At 54.9% G+C, this 19,800-nt stretch carries 21 protein-coding genes; 14 read left to right on the plus strand and 7 right to left on the minus strand.

The window, feature by feature from the left end; all coding sequences use genetic code 11:
• Positions 1-196: 196 nt before the first annotated feature.
• Both HED22_RS02950 and HED22_RS02955 read left to right on the plus strand, forming a co-directional pair.
• Positions 197-808, plus strand: a complete 612-nt coding sequence (locus HED22_RS02950; RefSeq protein ID WP_167718681.1) for an NUDIX domain-containing protein — start codon at positions 197-199, stop codon at positions 806-808.
• Positions 809-946: 138 nt separating this feature from the next.
• Entirely contained in the window at positions 947-1,945 is a 999-nt protein-coding gene (locus HED22_RS02955; protein ID WP_167718684.1) for a cysteine synthase A, read from the plus strand.
• A 67-nt stretch (positions 1,946-2,012) separates the two neighbouring features.
• Here the strand turns inward: HED22_RS02955 and HED22_RS02960 are convergent, their stop codons facing one another.
• A complete protein-coding gene (locus HED22_RS02960) occupies positions 2,013-3,371 on the minus strand; it encodes an MFS transporter (RefSeq protein ID WP_167718686.1) in 1,359 nt (452 codons plus the stop codon).
• 111 nt (positions 3,372-3,482) lie between these two features.
• Here HED22_RS02960 and HED22_RS02965 point away from each other — a divergent pair, with 111 nt between their 5' ends.
• Positions 3,483-4,388, plus strand: a complete 906-nt coding sequence (locus HED22_RS02965; RefSeq protein WP_167718687.1) for a LysR family transcriptional regulator — start codon at positions 3,483-3,485, stop codon at positions 4,386-4,388.
• Between the two features lie 20 nt (positions 4,389-4,408).
• Here HED22_RS02965 and HED22_RS02970 read toward each other — a convergent pair whose 3' ends face one another.
• Positions 4,409-4,927 (minus strand): AAA family ATPase, encoded by a 519-nt coding sequence (locus HED22_RS02970; RefSeq protein ID WP_167718689.1) that lies wholly within the window; start codon positions 4,925-4,927, stop codon positions 4,409-4,411.
• A 152-nt stretch (positions 4,928-5,079) separates the two neighbouring features.
• Between HED22_RS02970 and HED22_RS02975 the strand changes: the two genes are divergently transcribed.
• From HED22_RS02975 to HED22_RS02985, 3 genes are all read left to right on the plus strand, one after another.
• Positions 5,080-6,099, plus strand: coding sequence for an LLM class flavin-dependent oxidoreductase (locus HED22_RS02975; protein WP_167718691.1), 1,020 nt, complete (start codon positions 5,080-5,082; stop codon positions 6,097-6,099).
• Between the two features lie 181 nt (positions 6,100-6,280).
• Positions 6,281-7,855 carry an L-lactate permease gene (locus tag HED22_RS02980; RefSeq protein ID WP_167718693.1) on the plus strand — a complete coding sequence of 525 codons (1,575 nt, stop codon included), beginning with the start codon at positions 6,281-6,283 and terminating at the stop codon, positions 7,853-7,855.
• 1 nt (position 7,856) lies between these two features.
• On the plus strand, positions 7,857-8,015 hold the full coding sequence (locus tag HED22_RS02985; RefSeq protein WP_167718695.1) for a hypothetical protein: 159 nt from the start codon (positions 7,857-7,859) through the stop codon (positions 8,013-8,015).
• Between the two features lie 52 nt (positions 8,016-8,067).
• On the opposite strand, the gene HED22_RS02990 is transcribed toward HED22_RS02985, so the two are convergent.
• Entirely contained in the window at positions 8,068-8,700 is a 633-nt protein-coding gene (locus tag HED22_RS02990; protein ID WP_167718697.1) for a LysE family translocator, read from the minus strand.
• Between the two features lie 404 nt (positions 8,701-9,104).
• Between HED22_RS02990 and HED22_RS02995 the strand changes: the two genes are divergently transcribed.
• Positions 9,105-10,703, plus strand: coding sequence for an inverse autotransporter beta domain-containing protein (locus HED22_RS02995; protein ID WP_254869698.1), 1,599 nt, complete (start codon positions 9,105-9,107; stop codon positions 10,701-10,703).
• Positions 10,704-10,774: 71 nt separating this feature from the next.
• On the plus strand, positions 10,775-11,938 hold the full coding sequence (locus HED22_RS03000) for a PA0069 family radical SAM protein (RefSeq protein WP_167718701.1): 1,164 nt from the start codon (positions 10,775-10,777) through the stop codon (positions 11,936-11,938).
• Between the two features lie 51 nt (positions 11,939-11,989).
• Here the strand turns inward: HED22_RS03000 and HED22_RS03005 are convergent, their stop codons facing one another.
• The 3 genes from HED22_RS03005 to HED22_RS03015 form a co-directional block, all read right to left on the minus strand.
• Positions 11,990-12,268: a tyrosyl-tRNA synthetase gene (locus HED22_RS03005; RefSeq protein ID WP_167718705.1), complete on the minus strand. Its 279-nt coding sequence runs from the start codon at positions 12,266-12,268 to the stop codon at positions 11,990-11,992.
• Positions 12,269-12,559: 291 nt separating this feature from the next.
• The gene (locus tag HED22_RS03010) at positions 12,560-13,087 is read right to left on the minus strand and encodes a hypothetical protein (RefSeq protein ID WP_167718707.1); all 528 of its coding nucleotides are present in this window, start codon (positions 13,085-13,087) and stop codon (positions 12,560-12,562) included.
• An 87-nt stretch (positions 13,088-13,174) separates the two neighbouring features.
• Positions 13,175-13,834, minus strand: a complete 660-nt coding sequence (locus HED22_RS03015) for a DUF4194 domain-containing protein (RefSeq protein ID WP_167718709.1) — start codon at positions 13,832-13,834, stop codon at positions 13,175-13,177.
• A 246-nt stretch (positions 13,835-14,080) separates the two neighbouring features.
• On the opposite strand from HED22_RS03015, the gene HED22_RS03020 reads away from it, so the two are divergent.
• The 5 genes from HED22_RS03020 to rpmF all read left to right on the plus strand — a co-directional run bounded on the left by HED22_RS03020 (position 14,081) and on the right by rpmF (position 17,293).
• Positions 14,081-14,794, plus strand: a complete 714-nt coding sequence (locus HED22_RS03020; protein ID WP_167718711.1) for an alanyl-tRNA editing protein — start codon at positions 14,081-14,083, stop codon at positions 14,792-14,794.
• Between the two features lie 174 nt (positions 14,795-14,968).
• Positions 14,969-15,826 carry a 3-mercaptopyruvate sulfurtransferase gene (gene sseA / locus HED22_RS03025; protein ID WP_167718713.1) on the plus strand — a complete coding sequence of 286 codons (858 nt, stop codon included), beginning with the start codon at positions 14,969-14,971 and terminating at the stop codon, positions 15,824-15,826.
• Between the two features lie 44 nt (positions 15,827-15,870).
• Entirely contained in the window at positions 15,871-16,389 is a 519-nt protein-coding gene (locus HED22_RS03030) for a GNAT family N-acetyltransferase (protein ID WP_167718715.1), read from the plus strand.
• On the plus strand, positions 16,386-17,072 hold the full coding sequence (locus HED22_RS03035) for a GNAT family N-acetyltransferase (protein ID WP_167718717.1): 687 nt from the start codon (positions 16,386-16,388) through the stop codon (positions 17,070-17,072). Before HED22_RS03030 ends, HED22_RS03035 begins: the two co-directional genes overlap by 4 nt.
• Positions 17,073-17,113: 41 nt before the next feature.
• The gene (gene rpmF, locus HED22_RS03040) at positions 17,114-17,293 is read left to right on the plus strand and encodes a 50S ribosomal protein L32 (protein ID WP_007090029.1); all 180 of its coding nucleotides are present in this window, start codon (positions 17,114-17,116) and stop codon (positions 17,291-17,293) included.
• A 128-nt stretch (positions 17,294-17,421) separates the two neighbouring features.
• Here the strand turns inward: rpmF and HED22_RS03045 are convergent, their stop codons facing one another.
• Complete coding sequence (locus HED22_RS03045) at positions 17,422-18,378, minus strand: threonine/serine dehydratase (RefSeq protein ID WP_167718719.1); 957 nt, start codon at positions 18,376-18,378, stop codon at positions 17,422-17,424.
• A gap of 168 nt (positions 18,379-18,546) precedes the next feature.
• Between HED22_RS03045 and metC the strand changes: the two genes are divergently transcribed.
• Positions 18,547-19,731, plus strand: coding sequence for a cystathionine beta-lyase (gene metC, locus HED22_RS03050; protein ID WP_167718722.1), 1,185 nt, complete (start codon positions 18,547-18,549; stop codon positions 19,729-19,731).
• Positions 19,732-19,800 lie beyond the last annotated feature (69 nt).

Below are 19,800 nucleotides of genomic sequence, written 5' to 3' on the forward strand. Positions count from 1 at the left end.
CAGTTCTGGTATAATTGGAACCAAGGGATGCCGCTCCTACCCGATTGAAGGAGACCGCGCCCCCAAAATTTCAACCTCTATACCGATCATAAATGCATTCACGAATACATAAGCATACCAACATATTAAGAACAACGACAATCAACAGAATGACCCCACAAAAAGCGCATCAACAGGGAGAATGACTGTGAAGCACATGGACTTTAAAATAATCGACCGTAAGCGTGCCTGGGACGGTTACTGCAAGATTGACGTCTATCACCTTCAACATGACAAATTTGACGGCGGCCAAAGCCCGGTGCTCCAGCGTGAAGTCCTCGAACGTGGCCATGCTGTTGCCGTCCTGCCCTATGACCCGATCCGGGATGAAGTCGTCCTGATTGAACAGTTCCGTCCCGGCACCATATCAGTAAACGCCAGTAGTTCTGAGATGCCGGTCTGGCTGACCGAGATCGTCGCAGGCATCATCGAAGACGGCGAAAGTGCGGAAGACGTTGCCAGGCGCGAAACCATCGAAGAAGCCGGATGCGAAATCATCGGTTCGCTTGATCTGATTTCGCATTACTACGTCACACCTGGCTGTTCGAGCGAGACCGTCACACTATATTGCGGTCAAGTTGATGCCAGCAATGTTGGCGGGTTGCATGGCTTGGCGGAGGAAGGAGAGGATATTCGTGTCTTTACCGTACCTGCAGAGGAATGCTTTGCGATGTTGCACAATGGACAACTCTGCAATGCAATGACGACGATCGCAGTTCAGTGGTTGATGCTTAATCGGAGCCGTCTGCGGCAGAAATCCGGGGTTTGAGTCAAATAACCTGTACAGGCCAAAAGACAATAATCACACAATATTTACGTGATATATTTTAAACTGCCTTGACTTTTGTGTGCAAAAGGATCAATCAACAATCAATCTAATTTGAAACCACCATTTTTGGAGTCTGTCATGGACATTCGCAATGGCACCATAGAAGCCATTGGCCGCACCCCGCTTGTGAAGCTTAAAAAGGTTTCCGAGCTGACGGGCTGCACCATTCTTGGCAAGGCGGAATATGCAAACCCGGGCGGGTCGGTCAAGGACCGCGCTGCCCTTGCCATCATTCGCGATGCGGAAGCACGCGGTCTGTTGAAACCGGGCGGCGTCATTGTCGAAGGAACGGCCGGAAACACCGGCATCGGCCTTGCCACCGTTGGCAACGCACTTGGCTATCGCACGGTGATCGTCATTCCTGAAACCCAGAGCCAGGAAAAGAAAGACCTGCTGCGGCTTCTGGGTGCGGATCTGCGCGAAGTCCCTGCCGTCCCCTATCGCGATGAGAACAACTATGTGCACGTCTCTCGTCGTTTGGCGGAAGAACTGGCACAGTCCGAGCCGAATGGCGCCATCTGGGCCAACCAGTTCGACAATGTCGCCAACCGCCAGGGCCATATCGACACCACGGCCCCGGAAATCTGGGACCAGACTGATGGCACGGTTGATGGTTTCATCTGTGCGGTTGGGACCGGCGGCACCCTTGCCGGTGTTTCCATGGGCCTCAAAGAGCGCAACAAAAACATCCAGATCGGTCTTGCCGATCCGATGGGGGCTGCCCTTTACAGCCATTACAAGTTTGGTGAGCTGAAATCCGAAGGCAGCTCGATCTCCGAGGGTATTGGTCAGGGTCGCATCACCGCCAACCTTGAAGGCGTTGACATCGACCACCCGTTCCAGATTTCGGACGAGGAAATGCTGCCAATCGTCTTTGACCTGCTTAAGGAAGAAGGCCTTTGCATGGGCGGATCAACCGGCATTAACGTTGCTGGCGCAGTACGCCTTGCGCGCGAACTTGGCCCTGGCAAAACCATTGTTACCATTCTTTGTGACCTTGGTACGCGTTATCAGAGCAAGCTCTGGAACCCCGCCTTCCTTCAGGAAAAAGGTCTGCCAACCCCTGATTGGCTCTAAGCTCTGCGCCAAAGGCCATATGAAATTTAAAACCCCCGTCCAGCTACTGGCGGGGGTTTTGTTTTGATCAGGTTGCCTTGGCAATGCTGGCTTGTGATTGTCGTGCGACCTTTGCCACACGCCCCCAAAGGTAAAGCCCGCACAATAGCGCACAAAGCAAAAGCGACCCGGCAAAACCCGCCACCGCGTTCCAGCCGCCCTGATCCCAGAACCAGCCACCGACCGATCCCATGATGCTTGACCCCAGATAATAAGCCAGCAGATAAAGCGACGATGCATGCCCTTTGGCCTCTTCGGCAAGCCGCCCAACCCAGCCACTGGCAATCGAATGGGCAACGAAAAAGCCACTGGTCAGAACAACAATCCCGCCGATGATCACCGACAGGCTGTCAGTGATGGTCAGCCCGACACCAAGCGCTGCCAACATCAGGCCTGCCACCAATACCGGACCACGCCCGATCCTGTCTGATAGCGCCCCTGCAATGGATGACGTTACCGATCCACACAGATAAACAACAAAGATCAGGCCGATCTGGCTTTGGGACAGGCTATAGGGCGCGTCCGAAAGCCGGAACCCGACATAGTTAAACACGGTGACAAAGCAGCCCATGGCAAAGGCACCGATCAGAAACACAAACGGCAAGCCGGCATGCCTCAGATGCCCGCCCCACGCGCGTAAGTGATAGCGCACCTGAAAACCTGGACGTCGCACAAAGTTACGCGACGCCGGCAACAGAACAGCAAAACCAACGGCTGCGACAAGGCCCAACGCCCCCATCGCCCCAAGGGCAAGGTGCCAGCCAAACAGATCGGTCAGAAAACCGATCACGACACGACCGCTCAGTCCGCCGATCGCCGTGCCACTGATATAAATGCCCATCGCCATGCCGAGGCCCTTGGGATCTATTTCCTCTGCCAAATAGGCCATGGCGACCGCGGGAACACCACCCAGCATCAGGCCTTCAAGCGCGCGCACAACAAGAAACGCATGCCAATCGGACAGAAACGGTGCAATCAGGTTCAGGAGCGACGCGACACAGATAGAAACCAGCATCAATTGCTTACGCCCGGCAGCCTCGGAAACCGCACCTGCCAACAGAATGGCAAAGGCCAGAAACCCGGTCGTCAGCGACAATGCAAGCGAGCTTTCCGCTGGCCCAACCGCATAGTGGCCAGCAAGTTGCGGCAGCAGCGGCTGCACGCAGTAAATCAGCGAAAAGGTCGCATAACCGGCCAGAAACAGTGCGATGCTGATACGGCGAAATGCGGCTGACCCCGGCTTGACCCAAACCGGGTCAGCAGACGCATTTGCGTTGGTGGACGCGAGCGGGCTTTGCGAACGTTTGGGCGGCGTTACATCAGATGACGCCGCATCAGCAGCACTAACGGAATGTTGTTCTGGGTCAGAGCCCCGGGGAACAGACATTTGCGACCTCGTTTGGAGCAGTTCAATCAATGATGCTTATGATTGCATTGCCGCAACCATCCGTCCAATATATGGAAGTGTCTTTTGTGATATGTTTTGGATATATCAAATATGGAACTGCGCCATATCCGTTACTTCCTTGCCGTCGCCCATGAGGGGAATTTTACCCGTGCAGCTGCGCGCGTTGGCATCGGCCAGCCGCCGCTCAGTCAGCAAATCCGTGATCTGGAAAATGAAATCGGCACCGCCCTTTTTCATCGTGTCCCCCATGGCGCAGAACTGACAGAGGCAGGCACAGCGTTTCTCGAGGTCGTTGCACAGTTCCCCGATGTGGCAGAGCGCGCCATTCGTGCGGCCCAACGTGCCGGGCGCGGTGAAGTCGGATCCATCCGGGTGGGATTCACGGCGTCTGCCGCATTCAGCCCGTCTGTGCCGCGCGTGTTTCGTGACTTCCGGCGCAGTTACCCCGGCGTTGAAATGACACTTGAAGAAGCCAACTCCGCCCAGCTTGTCGCGGGTCTCCGCGATGAACGCCTTGATGCGGTGTTTTTGCGTCAGGATGCAATTACGGGCGACGGCATCCGACTGCATGTGATTTCAAGCGAACCGATGGTGCTGGTCCTCCCATCTGGTCACCCGGCGGCTCAACGCGATAAGGTCGCGCTGTCCGAACTTCGTGATGAGGCCCTGATCCTGACCCCGCGTGCTGTCGGCCCGACCCATTACGACAAGGTCGTCACGGCCTGCCGTGATGCAGGGTTTGAACCACAAATGGGCCAGATTGCCCCGCAGCTGGGATCGGTGATCAATTTCGTTGCCGCCGAGCTTGGTTTTTCCCTGGTCCCCGAGCCGATGACACAGCTCCAGGCAAAGGGCGTCGCTTATCGCGAAATCGCGGGCGACGTTCCAATCGCGCAACTCTCGCTGGCCTATCGCAGCAATGACATCTCAGCGACATTGCGTAATTTTGTCAGCCGGACTCTTGCCACCCACCGAAAGCCCTGCATCGATGAATAGGTGAATAGACATTTTATAATTCAGATACTTGCGATCCGATCCCGAACAAACCTGACAAGTATATCAGACGACACATCAAGCGATTGCAACGCCGTATCAATCACCAGATCCGCGTCCGGCCAGGGGTGATATTCCCGATCACAGACCTTTTGCCAGTCGGGAAGTTTCAAGTTCTCGATATCGCCCTGGCGGGTTTCAACGCGGTGACGATGCTGATCACGATCAGAACAAATGAGTTCAATTTGTACAAAGGGTTTATCGGCAATATTTGCGGCCTCACGCCATGCGGCACGGGAAATTTCAATCGGATTGACCGAATCCCCGATCACAAGGTTCCCAAGGCGCAGATTATCCATTGCAACCCGGTTCGCAACGACATACCCAACCGGCCCCATGTCATCCGTTGGCACAACGCCGCAGTCAAGTACTGCCTGCTCTATCGTATCAATCCTTAGATGGATCGCGCCGAGTTTCCGGGCCGCCAATCTGGCAACCGACGTTTTGCCGACACCCGGTAATCCACCAAGAATAATCAACATTATCAATGCTCCAAGATTGGGCCCCCATATGAACACTCCGGTTGGGGACTGGCAAGACTGTGATTTCAAGCTAGATTAATCCCAACTGTGAAATCAGGCGTGCCGCAGAACTTTTATGTCTGCGATGTCTGCGCCAAACCGAAAGTCTGGCCATGCTAAGATATTCTCTTCTTGATCTTTGCCCGGTAAATGCGGGCGAACATCCCTCTGATGCATTGCGCAACACACTTGCACTCGCCCAACATGCCGAAAAGCTTGGTTATCATCGCTACTGGCTGGCCGAGCATCATAATATGCCGGGCATTGCCAGTGCTGCGACGTCTGTGGTCATGGCCCATGTCGCAGCCGGCACCGAAACCATCCGGGTTGGTTCAGGTGGCGTCATGCTGCCCAATCATGCGCCGCTGGTGATTGCCGAACAGTTCGGCACCCTTGATGCCCTTCATCCCGGCCGCATCGATCTGGGCATCGGACGCGCGCCGGGAACAGATCAGCGCACAGCAGCCGCCCTTCGCCGCGACATGCACGGATCCGAGGAACGCTTTATTCAGGACGTCTTGCAGGTTCAGGCATTCCTTGCCCCGCTGGAAGGCAACCCACCAATTCGGGCCGTTCCGGGCTATGGATCACAAGTTCCGATGTGGCTTCTGGGCAGCAGTCTGTTTTCAGCTGATCTTGCTGCACGTCTTGGCTTACCCTTTGCCTTTGCCTCGCACTTCGCCCCGGATATGCTGATGGATGCGCTTTCGCTTTATCGCAGCCGCTTTGAACCCAGTGAGCAACTCGACAAACCCTATGCGATTGCCGCCATGGGCTTCTTTGCCGCTGACACCGACGAGGAAGGCGAATATCTGGCAACATCAATGCAGCAGCAGTTCCTCAACCTTCGGCGCGGGACACCGGGCCAGTTGCCCAAACCGGTCAAGGATATGAATGAAATCTGGAACCGCGTCGAAAAGGCCGGGGTTGATCATGCCATGCGCTATGCCGCCATCGGCGGGCGCGACACGGTACGCCAAAAGCTTCGCGAGTTTGCCTATATGACCAAGGCGGACGAGATCATGGTCACCGCCAACATCTATGATCAGGCTGCACGCCTGAAATCCTTTGAAATTGCTGCCGACCTGTTTTCCGAAATGAACGAAAAGGCTGAGAACAAAGACTGCGCCTAAGGCCGACGGGCAACTCATTTTCCACAAATGCCGGGCTCCACGTGAATCCGGCATTTGCATTTCATCATACGAAATACCAGAACACACCACTTGCGCTTGCATCATAGCTCGGACAATATGCGCGACCCGTTGAGACTTTCGACGATAGCCCCACGTTTCAAAAGGTTATGGTGCGCTCTTCATGACCGACTTCCTGCTGGCAGCACTGCCAATCGCGACCATTCTGTTTCTGATGATCAAGGCCAACTGGGGCGCTGCGCGTGCCGGTGCAGCAGCATGGTTTGTTACCGTCATCCTGGCTGTGTTCTTCTTTGGCGCACCGACTGACATGTTGATCATCGCCCAGGCCAAGGGCGTGATGCTTGCGCTTTACATCCTTTATATCGTCTGGGCCGCACTAATCTTGTATTTCGCGGCCGAGGAAGCCGGCGCTATCAAGACCATCGGGCGCGCCATACGGTCGCTGACCGATGATCGCCCGTTACAGCTTTTGATACTGGGCTATGTTTTTGCCAGCTTCCTTCAGGGCGTTGCCGGATTTGGCGTGCCGATTGCTGTTGTCGCGCCGCTTTTGCTTGGCATGGGTTTCTCCCCGGTATTGGCGGTCGCTGCCCCGATGATCGGGCATAGCTGGTCGGTTTTGTTTGGCAATATGGCGACCTCGTTCGAAGCGCTTATTGGTGTCACCGGCATTCCGGGCACCGAACTGACCCATTATTCGGCCATTCTTCTTGGACTGTCGGGCTTTATGTGCGGGGCAGCTGTTTTGTGGCTTGATGGCGGGTTCCGCACCATTCGACGTCGCATTGTGCCGCTGGTTCTCATTTCCGGCGTCATGGGGGTGGTGCAGTATGTCATGGCCAATTACGGCGTCTGGACTTTGGGGGGCCTGACAGCCGGGATTGCAGGACTTGTGACCTCGATCATCGTGACCCGGTTCTGGAAACCCCATCCCGATGATGTGGCCGAGCAGGTTACTGATGATCATCACCACATGCCCCTGATTGAGGCATTGACCCCTTATCTGGTATTCATCGTGCTGGTCACGCTGGCAACCTTTGTGCCCGCAATCGAAATGCTTTTGGGTAAAATCCGCTTCACGCTGGATTTCCCGGAAACCGCGACCGCAACCGGTTGGGTGATCGAGGCCGAAAGTGCCAAGGCGATTGCCATCTTTGGCCATCCGGGCGCGCTGTTGCTTTATACCGCTGCCATCAGCTTTACCTTCTTCAAGCTGCGCGGTCATTACGACGACGGGATTGGCAAACGTATCTGGCAACGCACGCTCAAAAGTGGCCTTCCGACCAGCATCGGCATGGTGCCGGTGATCGGGCTTGCCATCATCATGGACCACGCGGGCATGACCTATGCCCTGGCTGAAGGCGGTGCTGCGGTCTTTTCCGGGGCCTTTGCCGTTGCTTATCCGGTGATTTCACCTGCCATCGGCGCGCTTGGTGCTTTTATGACCGGCAGCACAAACAATTCCAACGTTGTCTTTGGGATGTTCCAGCGCCACACGGCTGAGCTTTCCGGCCTGTCGACCGCCCTTGTTCTGGCGGCACAGGCGACGGGTGCGTCCCTTGGCAGCATGCTGGCCCCGTCAAAAATTCTGGTTGGTTGTTCAACGGTTGGACTTTCCGGCAAGGAAGGACCAGTCTTGTCAGTGGTGCTAAAAACCGGTGTCATCCTGACCGCACTTTGCGGCTTCATGGCGCTGGGCATACTTCTGATCACGACGATGAACGGAGGTGCTTAAAATGAAACAGAAACTGTTTAATCCGGTCTTCCTCGTCCTGACATCAATCATCCTGCCGATTGCCGCTTTTGAGGCGCTTGTCACAGACAACATCGCTGCAAGCGACATCCTGTTTGCCCTGTTCTGTGCGATTATGGCGCTGATTGTCGTGCGCAAATAAAAAGCCCGCCGACCAAACGGGCGACGGGCACATAACGAATACATTGAACACTCTATGGGCGAAGGGCGGCCAGTTTGACGCCAAAGGCAATAAAGACCGCACCGGTGGTCGCCTTAAGCGCGCGTTGAAAACGGCCACTCCCGGCAAAGCGTGTCAGTCGCGCCAACAACATGACCATGGCGACGAACCAGATAATGTTCATCGCCGCATGCAAGCACACCAGCATAAAGGCCGAGATCACCGCCCCCTCACCCACCGGGATGAATTGCGGGAAGGCCGCGAGATAAAAAATCGAGACTTTCGGGTTCAGCGCATTGGTCAAAAAACCCTCGCCATAGGCCTTTATAAGGGTTCGCTTGCGCTTTGCCGGTGACACTTCAGCAGCCGCTCTGCCGCCGCGCCAAGCATCGCGCAATGCCTTGAACCCGACCCAGCACAAATAGGCCGCACCGAGAAACTTGACGACCATGAAGGCCTGTGCCGATTGCACAAGGATGACCGAAATACCAAGGATCGACAAAGTCCCGTGCAGGTAAAAAGCGCTGACAAAACCCGCAACATTCGCGAAACCTGCTGCACGTCCGGACGTCGGGACAGTCTTGGCAATCAAAACACCATTTGGGCCCGGCGACATCACCAGCAGCGACGTAACAAGCGCGAACGTTAAAACCTGCGTCCAATCCATGAGGCGGTCCCTTTTTGTCGGTCAGATGGTGCGCATTGCTTGATGGCGTTTTGCACTCTTAATCCACTATATCCCGCCTTCATAAACCGACAAGCAAATCATTGTACCGCAACATTAACCTGACCAGGTTCGCTTAATTTTCCCTGGCCGCAACAATGATAATTTTTGAAAAATTGATAAGGAATAGAAGTGGCCGCCAGGATCACGCGCCACTACGGTCGTTCCCATAAAAATCGACATGGCCAAAAGCCATGCAGATATGGGGCACGATACCCCCACGAGCAAAATCTTCTGATGTCTTGGCAATGTGTCAGCGCTCTGCTGACGCACTGTGAGCCCTGCTGACCAGGTTAAAAATGCGCGTCACCCGATTGATCCGTTCTGCAGTTCTTTGCGCCCCCCTTTTGCTTGTTACAACTGTTGGTCATGCCGACAGTGTGACAAGCGGTCCCAAATGGGGCCCACATCTTGATCTGGAAGGCAAAGGCGGAACGGACCGTAATCTTGGTGAAACCGATCTTTTCATTCCACTTTGGCAGGATCAGGACACACTGACATTCACCAGTCTTCGCGCGCGGATGGATGACAACAACAGTCACGAAGGCAATTTTGGGCTCGGCATTCGTCAGATGCTTGATACGGGATGGAATATCGGCGGCTACGGTTATTTTGACCGCCGCCACAGCCCATATGGCAACAAATTCAACCAATTGACCTTTGGTGCCGAAGCACTGTCTCTTGATTGGGATTTTCGCGCCAACGCCTATATGCCGATTGGCACCACACAGTACTTAGAAGACAGCCTGAGCACCGTCGATGTGAGCGGTACCACATTGATGTACAGCCAAGGTGAAGAACGCGCTCTGCGTGGTTTTGACGGCGAAATTGGCTGGCGCATTCCGTTATTTGCAGCTGATGCCGGGCAACAGCTTCGCGCTTATGCTGGTGGATACCGCTTTGCCGAGAACAACGTTGATACCATTCAAGGCCCCCGCGGGCGACTGGATCTGACCTTTGATGAAGTTCCATTCTTGTGGGAAGGGTCGCGCTTCTCGTTGGGGGCGGAAATTCAGCATGATAGTCCACGCGGGACACAGGGTTTTGCCAGCTTCCGCCTTCGTATCCCACTACAAGGTTTTGGCGATGCCCCGAAACCACGACTGACGGCGATGGAACGGCGCATGACAGATCCCATCATCCGCGACATTGATGTGGTCAGTCAGGCCGGACAGTTTTCAGAAGCAAGTGAAGTCACCCAGACAGCGGACGGCGAAACGATCACGCTTTTAAACAGCAATTCAACATCGGCGGGTGATTTTGCCACCGCGATTGCCAATGCAGGAGCCAACTCCACCGTCGTGCTGAGCGGGAACTACACAAATATCAACTCCACCACGACTGTTCAGGATGGGCAAACAATTGTCGGGGGTGGCGCACTCGACATCAAGACCCCGACGGGACGATCGGTTACGGTCGCCATTCCAGATGCATCAATCTCTGGTGAAGGAGCTGTCCCTGGTGGTGGTGCCAACCGTTTCTTTGATATGGCCGACAACAGCAGCCTGATTGGCATCACGGCAAATCTCACCAAAGCAGGAAGCACAGCCATCGCCAAAATCGTTGGAAAGCAAAATGTCACAATTCGGAACAGCAAATTGACAACGACAACGACGGGTGGCTCAACAACCGCATCTATCTTTGAAATCGAAGACAGCCACAATGTCACAATTGAAAACAACAATATTTCCGTTGTTGCCGACGGCAGCACCGCTCAGCTCTTGTCGATTAGAGGCAGCAACAATTCAAACATCAGCATCGATGACAACACGGTTTCCATAACCGGCACAGCGGGTACCAAAAAATATATCGTGCTGGCCGGCAGCGTCGAGATCACCAATCTGTCGGGTACTGGCAATACATCCAACATCACAGCATGTTCGACGGGTGCAAGTGGTTACACCATTACCGGAACGGTTACGACAAGCGGCACAACCTGCCCATGACCGGGGTTCGTGCACGTTTCTGATATTACCTTTTGCTTGAATGTTCTTCTTTTGTTCTTTAATGTCTACACATGAAGAACAACCTCGAACATGCGCACGAGCACGCCCCTACCGCCATTTTTGATGATGGATGGTCAAACGCGAAATGTGATCCAAACATCTTGCCCGCCCGCGGACAAAAGGGGCGCGGTGCCGTATCCAATATCGACGGGCGGTTTGAACGCCACATCCATCAGGCGGTTGATGACGGCTGGACATCGCATCTGCTTGAAGAACAGGAACCGTCGCGCATCAAAACCACCCTCGGCATTGATGGCGCGCGCAGTGTGATTACCCGCAATCAAAGCCCGGATGTGCCATTTGATCGATCAATCAACCCCTATCGCGGGTGTGAGCATGGCTGCGTTTACTGCTTTGCACGGCCGACCCATGCCTATCTCGGCCTGTCACCGGGGCTTGATTTTGAAACCCGCCTTTTCTGGAAGCCAGAGGCCGCAATGCTTTTGCGCAAGCAACTGTCATCAAAGGCCTATCAACCCGCCCCTATTGTCATTGGCACCAGCACCGATCCCTATCAGCCCGTCGATCGCGACAAGAAACTCACGCGATCCATCATCGAAGTTCTTGCCGATTGTCAGCACCCCTTTTCGCTGATCACCAAAAGCGCACTGGTCACCCGCGACATTGATTTGATCGCGCCGATGGCGGCCCAAAACCGGGCATCGGTGGCTGTTTCGGTCACAAGCCTTGATCACCGCCTGTCCAACCTTCTCGAACCGCGCGCCTCTGCCCCACATCGTCGGCTTGACGCCATTCGAAAGCTCTCGGAGGCTGGTATTCCCGTGACGGTCCTGTGTGCGCCAATCATTCCCGGATTAAATGACACGGAGATTGAAAAGATCGTCTCCGCCTGCAAGGAAGCCGGTGCACAATCGGTCGGTCATATTGTCTTGCGCCTGCCACTTGAAATCGCCGATCTGTTTGAAGAGTGGCTTGAGGCTCATTACCCGGACCGCAAGGCCAAGGTGATGTCGCTGATTCGTCAGATGCGCGATGGTCACACCTATCAATCACAATTTGGCACCCGCATGCGCGGCACCGGCCCGATTGCCGATCTGATCGCCAAACGCTTTGATGCCGCTCGCAAGAAACACGGCCTTGTTGGCCGATCTCTTGATCTGGATTGCAGCGGCTTCAAACGCCCCAGCGCGAACGGGCAAATGTCGCTGTTTTGACGGCACAAACAGCGACATTCCTCATATCCCGTAACCGGCACGCCATCTGGCTCAGTCCGCACGCCGGATCAACATCGTGCTTTTGCCGCCAACGATCAGGCGAAGCACTTCACCGTCGTCAAAGGCGTAGCTGAGAATATGATGGTCAGGGTCAGTGATCTGTTTGCCTTCAATTCTAACAGCGCCGCTGACGACAAGATTACAGGCGTCCGAGCTGGTATCGGCAAAACCCGCCATCAGAATAAGCGGCACCACCCCGATCCCGTCTTTCAGGGCATTCGGCGTGAAATCCAGTGTCGGCATGCGATCAGCAATAGAGATATGGGTCATTTTCCGGTTTCCTTATTGGTGGGGCCACCTCGGGCAAACCGGTTCATGGAAAAAACAAAGGCCGCCCTGGGGCAGCCGGTCTTGGTTCACTTTACAAACACATCAACAGGCGCCGCGCTATGTGCACGACGTAAAATAGGCGTTGAAATGTACAATCATGTTTTCCATGGCTTTATGCATATGGCGCTTTTTTCGATCGGTCAAGTCACTTGTTAAACACACTTTCCCGCCAAAGCAAAACCCCCGCCAGCAAGACTGACGGGTGCGATGAAATAGCAATCCTGTGATCTCTTAGCTGACAACGCGATAACGTGCATGCCCTGCCGGTTCGGCAATGATCGCCGGATCGATCATGGCATCCATGGCTTCCTGTGCCTCGCTGGCAGCAAGACCTTCGCGGTCTTTCTCGGCCACATTGCCACCTTCAGAAAGGGCTCTGGCGCGTGCGCTTTCAAAGAACCGCAGTCCGCGTTTTTCCATGACATAAAGGGTTTCACCACCCCACTGCCCGGTCCAGACAAGGCCCGAAAGGCCCTCCATTTCGCGTTCAATCCGGGTTGGCGAAATCGGCATCCCAAGACAGGTGGTCAAAAGGAAGGAAAGCTCGGCTGCCGTAACACCGTCTTCACAGCATTCCTCGGCCAGAACCGACATCACCGCCATGGTCACAACCCGAAGCGATACCTTTTCGGCATCAAGCCCCGGGAAACGGTTTTGCTGAAGTTCGACAATATCGTTGGCGATACGATCAACATCGCCGCGAATGACATACCGGCCACGCCATACCCGACAGCTGCTTCTGACTTCCCACTCACTCATGATTTTGGTCCCACCCGTTTTTGTATGTCCCTGCAAAAAAGATACAACAACCATACATTACGTCAACATCTTTTTCGACTTTTTGTACTATTTCATACACCCGTCACGGAACCACTGAAAGCCATCGCTTGCGACGGTATATCCGTCTTCATTTTCGACGTTCTCAAGATAGCCGCGTTCGACCGCAGTGTGGAAATCCCGACTGAAATTCCGCGGCATCCGCAGATGATCCTGACGGCGCAAAAGTCGGCGCACATCCCCGCGCGTCACAAAACTTCTGCCATCACGATATTGCAGCCAGATTGCAGCCAGTAGAATTGTCTCGGCAAACCCCCGCGGCTGCATACGCGCAACCAGATCGCCAAAGCTGCCGACAAATCCAGTGATAAACATGCCTGGATCGACTGCGCCTGAATGCGCGAGATCCCCGACATTTCCGAACTCGGTATGTTCTGAACTTGCTTTGGGTGCCCTACCCGCAGCCGCAACCCCATGTTCACCCCCTGAACGCTCGACACCTGTATGGGTCGGCGTCGAAAGAATGCCGTGCTCGGACGAACGTGCACCACCAGCAACGGCTTGCGCAGCTCCCTGCACTGCACCGGGCACCATCCCCGACACCATGGACGCCTGCCCAAACAGTGCCGCCATCAAAACAGGCAAACGCGCTGGCGGGATCGCACATTCGAGATCCACCGGTCCGAAGTCCCCTTCACCGGAAAGTTTGACATTAATAACGGCTGGCACGGCTGCTGTACTCCTGAATTACACGGCACCAATACCATACATTTCGTATGTAATTCAACATCAATTCACTATTTATGTATAATTTCTTACATACCAATTCGGGGAATTCTGGCAACTTTGCCCTCGACAATCCCTTGGCCCCGAACGCACCATGGCACCAACAAGCCGATCCTGCACACAGGCCAGTTGCCAATATTGCAGACGGAAAAATCAAGAACGCCACCACACGTGAAGGATGAGAGAAACATGACACGCCTTTTGTTTCGCGAAGACGCCTACGCACAGAATTGCAACGCCACCGTCACCAGCATTTCAGATCGCGGTATCGAACTTGACCAGACGGTGTTCTATGCCACAGCCGGCGGTCAGTCGGGCGACATCGGCACGTTGACACTTGCGGATGGCACAGCATTGCCGGTCGTCACAACGGTCAAGGACCGCGAAACCGGAAGCATCCTGCACATCATTGCCGATGACCATCCCCTACCAAACGTCGGTGACACGATTACCGCCGAACTCGATTGGGATAATCGCCACAAACTGATGCGCTTTCACACCTGCATGCACCTTCTGTGTGCGGTGATTGAGGGCGATGTAACCGGCGGCAATATTGCAGCCCACAAGGCCCGGCTTGATTTCAACCTTCCGGACGCCACGCTGGACAAGGATGAAATCAGCGAAAAACTTAATGAATTGATTGCGCGCAACGCTGATGTCTATGACGGCGAAATATCCGTTGCCGAACTCAAGGCCAATCCGGAACTGGTACGCACCATGTCAGTGCAGCCACCGATGGACGGACATTCCATCCGGACCGTCACCATCGAAGGCATTGATTTCCAACCCTGTGGCGGCACCCATGTCCGCAAAACTGGCGAGATCGGCAAGGTCATGGTTTCCAAGATCGAAAAGAAAGGCCGTCAGAACCGCCGGATCAATGTCGTCTTCGCTGACGGATAATGCGCATGCATGGCAACCGTAAAAAGTGCGGATCCCCCACGATCTGTCATGACTGCCGGTTGCCAGAAGGCGGCAGGATCGCTACAAATTTAAGTAAATACAGGACCAATTCAAAATGATCCCGGATACAACCGGCATCCTGCAATACCCACCATTGCCAATCGGAGCTTGTCCATGACCAACCCACTTTCAGACGCCCTTGTTTCTACAGAGTGGCTTGCAGATCACCTTGATGCGCCGGACGTGCGTGTCGTCGATGCCAGCTGGTACATGCCGGCCGAAAACAAGAATGCCCGCGAGTTTTATGACGCAGAGCATATCCCCGGCGCCGTTTTCTTTGACATTGATGACATTGCCGCCGATGACAGCGCCCCGCTGCCGCACATGATGCCAGATGCGATCAAGTTTTCCGCCAAGGTCCGCAAACTGGGTTTGGGCGATGGCGTACGTGTTGTTGTCTATAGCCAAAAAGGTTCTGCGCTTGCCGCTTGCCGCACATGGTGGATGCTGCGTCACTTCGGGCATAACGATGTGGTTGTTCTGGATGGTGGTTTACCAAAATGGATTGCCGAAGGACGCCCGGTCACGGATGCGCCGACCCAGCCGCGCGAGCGCCACTTTACCGCACGTGCCAACAGCTTTTTGCTACGGGAATATGATCAGGTTCTGTCAAACGTCAAAACCAAACGCGAACAGCTGGTTGATGCCCGCGCAGGTGAACGGTTCCGCGGTGAGGTTGATGATCCTTGGGGCAAATCCGGCCACGTTCCTGGCTCCTATAACCTGCCTTTTACCGAGCTCCTGAATTCGGATGGCACCTTCAAGTCGGCCGACGAAATCAAGGCTGCGTTTGACGCAGCAGGTGTGGATCTCAACAAACCGATCGTTGCAAGTTGCGGTTCGGGCGTCACCGCCTGTGTCCTTGCCATGGGCGCATATATTACCGGCCACAAGCAGGTCGCAGTCTATGATGGATCCTGGGCGGAATGGGCAACGACCGATGACAGTCCCGTTGATACCGGCCCGGCCTGAATATCCGACCCTGCCAGTGTCAGGCATTTGATATGAGAACCCCGATGTCCGCTCCATCCCCCTTTGGTCAGGATTTGACCAACAAAACCGCCGATGGCGCGGGCATCAAACTTGAACAGCTGAAGACACCTTCAAACGAAGACATCGCGGCCATCACCCGGCTTTGGATTGCAACCGGGTTGATCCCGGCAATCCGTGATGCACGGCAGGATATCGAAAGCTGCATTTCTGCGAATAACGGCAGCCTGATCGTCGCCCGAAGACCCGAAGACCAGCAAATATTTGCCACCATGATGACCGGTCATGACGGTGTTTATGGCTGGGTTCATTATCTGGCGATTGCCAAGCACGCCCAAGGCAGCGGCATTGGCAGCGAACTGGTTGCCCTTGCCGAAGATATCCTGCGGCTTTCAGGCCTTGGTGAAATCCGGATCACTATTGAAAATGCCGCAGCGGGTGATTTTTACGCCAAACTCGGCTATGACTTTATTGGAAGCGTCACCGATCAGCATCAACCTGATCCGCAGCAAAACAAGATAATGCGCAAGAGTTTAGTCCAATGACCCCATCCAATCCGCGCAAGCTGGAAGTTGTCGTCAGCTTCCTTGAAATGCAAAGCCCGCCCGACCGGGTTCCGGCCATTGTACCACCGGGCAAGGTTGCGATCATTCGCGCCGAAGACCCCACCCTGTCATTTTATCGCTACTTATATAATACGGTCGGCGAACCCTGGCTGTGGTGGCTCCGCCGCCTGATGAGTGACGAGGAACTGGCACCGATCCTGGCAAACCCCGAAACACACGTCTATGTGTTGTATGTTGCCGGTGTACCAGCCGGGTTTGCCGAGCTTGATCTGACGGAGCTTGAGTCTGACAACGTCATTGATCTGCATTATATGGGCCTGATGCCGGAATTTATTGGCAAGGGCTATGGCAAGTACCTGCTGGATTGGGCAATTGATACCGCCTGGAGCTTCAAGCCAACCCGCCTGACGGTCAATACCTGTACTCTTGATCATCCAAGTGCACTTGGGGCTTATCAAAAGGCAGGTTTTGTTATATACGACCAGCGAACCGATATTGTTGACGATCCGCGCGATACAGGGCTGATCCCGCATATTGATCATCATGTTGATCATGATGGTCATCCGGGTGGTGAAGCGCCAGGTCGCGAAAGTGATCCGGAAAATGCAAATAATGCAGATTCCGACACTTTGGTCGTTGACTTTCCCGACCGCGCACGGTAACAAGCGCGCCTGAGTTTACCCAAGCCAGAGGATGATGACCCATGGCAGTGCCAAAGAAAAAAGTGACCAAGTCCCGTCAGGGCATGCGTCGCTCGCATGACAAGCTCGCCAAGGGCTCGTACCGCGAAGACAAAGAGACCGGCGAACTGCATCGCCCGCACCACATTGATCCGAACACCGGTATGTACCGTGGTCGTCAGGTGGTCGAGCCGAAGATGTAATTCCGCACCGGAGAGCTTTTGCTCTTTGGCGGTTTGCGACGCTATATATTTCCGCGCCAGTCCAATTGGGCTGGCGTCTGGTTTAAAAAGGGATGAAACCGTTTGGTTTCATCCCTTTTTATTTATCCCTACTCAAATCCATCCGTGCCGGTGCCACATACAATCACCCCGACCCGTCCCGGATTGGCATCCCCCAGACGGTCATTCATGACTGCAGCAATACCGGCCGCCGCCGACAGCTCGACCGAAATCCCGAACTCTTTCCAAAGCCATTTGGCAGCCTTTTGCATTTCTGTGTCACTGACCAGCGCGATGCGATCGACATTTTTGGAAATCAGGTCAACGTTAAGCGCCGATGACTGACGCGGGGCCAGACTGGTCGCCGCCGTATTCACACTGGGCAATGTGACGACCTCGTTGGCCTTAAGGCTTTCAAACAGGGTTGCTGCCCCTGTCGGCTCAACACCGATCACCCGGATCGACGGGCGCAACAGGCGGGCGGCCGTTGCAACGCCGGCAATCAGCCCACCTCCGCCAATCGCCACTACCAGCGTATCAAGGTCAGGTTGCTGCTCCAGCAGCTCAAGCGCAATCGTGCCCTGCCCTGCAATCACCTTGGGATCGGCAAAGGGGTGGATATAAGCCATGCCACTTTCGCGTGCGTGCTCCATCGCCGCACGGTTGGCGTCGTCCCAGACAGCCCCTGTCAAAGCCACGTCAACGCCCTGCGCGCGCAGCTTCTTGACCTTGGGGGTGGGTGTATTGGTCGGCAGGAAGATTTTTACCGGGACACCCAGCGTGCGCGCAGCATTGATCACGCCCATGCCATGATTGCCACCCGATGCCGTACATAGCCCGGCACGTCTTTGGTCAGCATCAAGGGCCAGCGCAGCATTCATCGCCCCACGCGCCTTGAACGAACCGCTGACCTGCATGTTTTCAAGTTTCAGGAACATCTCGGGGATATGATCCCGATCCACGAACCCGGACCTATCGCCAAAATTGCTGGCCTTAAACACAGGGGTCAGTCGCACATGATCCGAAATTGCCCTGCGCGCGGCGCGAAAATCCTGAAGTTCAATCACGAGGCCCCCTTGCCATATTCTTTGTAATTCGTTGCTGTTAACGCCTGTAAAAAATAGCCTGATATCAGGGTTTAACAATGGCTTTGACGCAAAAAGCCTTGAATGCCCGCCGCCAAGGTGGTTTGTCTTTGAAGCACAAGACTTCGCGCCCAAGGAGAACCGCCTGAAATGTCATCGCAAAGCCCCAAACATACCGAAACCAAACTGGTCCATGCCGGTCGCCGTTCCAGCGAGTATCACGGCGTGGTCAACCCGCCGGTACTGCATGCCTCCACCATCCTGTTTGACAGCCTGGCAGAGCTTGAAAAGGCCGGTGCGTCGGCACCCGGAAAAGTCACCTATGGCCGCCACGGAACGCCGACGCGCTTCCTGCTGGAAGAAGCTGTTGCCGAACTTGAGGGCGGCTATGGAACGCTGTGTGTCTCGTCCGGTGTTTCAGCGATTACCAATGCGATCCTCGCCTTTGTGAAGCCGGGTGATCACATCCTGATCACGGATAGCACCTATTTCCCGACTCGCAACCTGTGCAATACCTTCCTCAAGAAATTCGGGGTCGAGACGGAATATTATGACCCGGCGATTGGCAGCGACATTGCAGGCCTTATTCGCGACAACACCGCCCTTGTCTGGTGTGAAAGCCCGGGTTCGCTGACTTTTGAAATGCAGGACATCCCGGCAATCGCCAAGGCCGCCCACGCCCGCAATGTGAAGGTCATGCTTGATAACACCTGGGCATCGCCGATCCTGTGCCGTCCGTTTGAGTTGGGCGTTGATGTTTCGGTTCAGGCGGGCACCAAATACATTGTCGGTCATTCGGATGTCATGCTGGGCACCATCACGACTGCGACCGAGGAAGACCTTCTGACCATCAAGAAACAGGTCCTGATTTCCGGTGATGCAGTTGGCCCTGATGATTGCTATCTCGCCCAGCGCGGCCTGCGTACCCTTGCCGTGCGCCTTAAGCAGCATCATGAAAGCGGCCTTAAGGTCGCTCAGTGGCTGCAAACCCGGCCAGAGGTCAAACGCGTTCTGCATCCGGGCCTGCCTGATGATCCGGGCCATGCCATCTGGAAACGCGATTTTTCCGGCGCGTGCGGCCTGTTTTCCTTTGTCATGCAGCCGGTCGAAAAAGCCCAGCTCGCCAATATGGTTGATCATATGGAGCTGTTTGGCATGGGCTTTAGCTGGGGCGGCTTTGAAAGCCTGATCCTGCCATCTGACCCGACCAAAATCCGTACCGCCACCAAATGGGACGAAGATGGTCAGCTGATCCGCCTGCATATCGGTCTTGAAGATACCGATGATCTGATTGCCGATCTTGAAGCCGGGTTTGAACGGCTCAAAACCGTCTGACGCCCAAAGATCATCCCGGAACAACAAAGGGCGCTGAACTTTCAGCGCCCTTTTCTATTCCAGGAATGG

Origin of the sequence: Thalassospira sp. HF15, from assembly GCF_011806525.1 — a bacterium.
Taxonomy (GTDB): domain Bacteria; phylum Pseudomonadota; class Alphaproteobacteria; order Rhodospirillales; family Thalassospiraceae; genus Thalassospira.

What these genes read in the sequence shown, in the direction of transcription:
- HED22_RS02955 (WP_167718684.1), top strand. Translation starts at nt 947, where the DNA reads ATGGACATTCGCAATGGCACCATAGAAGCCATTGGCCGCACCCCGCTT.
- HED22_RS03020 (WP_167718711.1), top strand. Translation starts at nt 14,081, where the DNA reads ATGACACGCCTTTTGTTTCGCGAAGACGCCTACGCACAGAATTGCAAC.
- HED22_RS03030 (WP_167718715.1), top strand. Translation starts at nt 15,871, where the DNA reads ATGTCCGCTCCATCCCCCTTTGGTCAGGATTTGACCAACAAAACCGCC.
- HED22_RS03005 (WP_167718705.1), bottom strand. Translation starts at nt 12,268, where the DNA reads ATGACCCATATCTCTATTGCTGATCGCATGCCGACACTGGATTTCACG.
- HED22_RS02970 (WP_167718689.1), bottom strand. Translation starts at nt 4,927, where the DNA reads ATGTTGATTATTCTTGGTGGATTACCGGGTGTCGGCAAAACGTCGGTT.
- HED22_RS03000 (WP_167718701.1), top strand. Translation starts at nt 10,775, where the DNA reads ATGAAGAACAACCTCGAACATGCGCACGAGCACGCCCCTACCGCCATT.
- HED22_RS02980 (WP_167718693.1), top strand. Translation starts at nt 6,281, where the DNA reads ATGACCGACTTCCTGCTGGCAGCACTGCCAATCGCGACCATTCTGTTT.
- HED22_RS02965 (WP_167718687.1), top strand. Translation starts at nt 3,483, where the DNA reads ATGGAACTGCGCCATATCCGTTACTTCCTTGCCGTCGCCCATGAGGGG.
- HED22_RS03010 (WP_167718707.1), bottom strand. Translation starts at nt 13,087, where the DNA reads ATGAGTGAGTGGGAAGTCAGAAGCAGCTGTCGGGTATGGCGTGGCCGG.
- metC (WP_167718722.1), top strand. Translation starts at nt 18,547, where the DNA reads ATGTCATCGCAAAGCCCCAAACATACCGAAACCAAACTGGTCCATGCC.
- sseA (WP_167718713.1), top strand. Translation starts at nt 14,969, where the DNA reads ATGACCAACCCACTTTCAGACGCCCTTGTTTCTACAGAGTGGCTTGCA.
- HED22_RS03035 (WP_167718717.1), top strand. Translation starts at nt 16,386, where the DNA reads ATGACCCCATCCAATCCGCGCAAGCTGGAAGTTGTCGTCAGCTTCCTT.
- HED22_RS02990 (WP_167718697.1), bottom strand. Translation starts at nt 8,700, where the DNA reads ATGGATTGGACGCAGGTTTTAACGTTCGCGCTTGTTACGTCGCTGCTG.
- HED22_RS02975 (WP_167718691.1), top strand. Translation starts at nt 5,080, where the DNA reads ATGCTAAGATATTCTCTTCTTGATCTTTGCCCGGTAAATGCGGGCGAA.
- HED22_RS02950 (WP_167718681.1), top strand. Translation starts at nt 197, where the DNA reads ATGGACTTTAAAATAATCGACCGTAAGCGTGCCTGGGACGGTTACTGC.
- rpmF (WP_007090029.1), top strand. Translation starts at nt 17,114, where the DNA reads ATGGCAGTGCCAAAGAAAAAAGTGACCAAGTCCCGTCAGGGCATGCGT.
- HED22_RS02960 (WP_167718686.1), bottom strand. Translation starts at nt 3,371, where the DNA reads ATGTCTGTTCCCCGGGGCTCTGACCCAGAACAACATTCCGTTAGTGCT.
- HED22_RS02985 (WP_167718695.1), top strand. Translation starts at nt 7,857, where the DNA reads ATGAAACAGAAACTGTTTAATCCGGTCTTCCTCGTCCTGACATCAATC.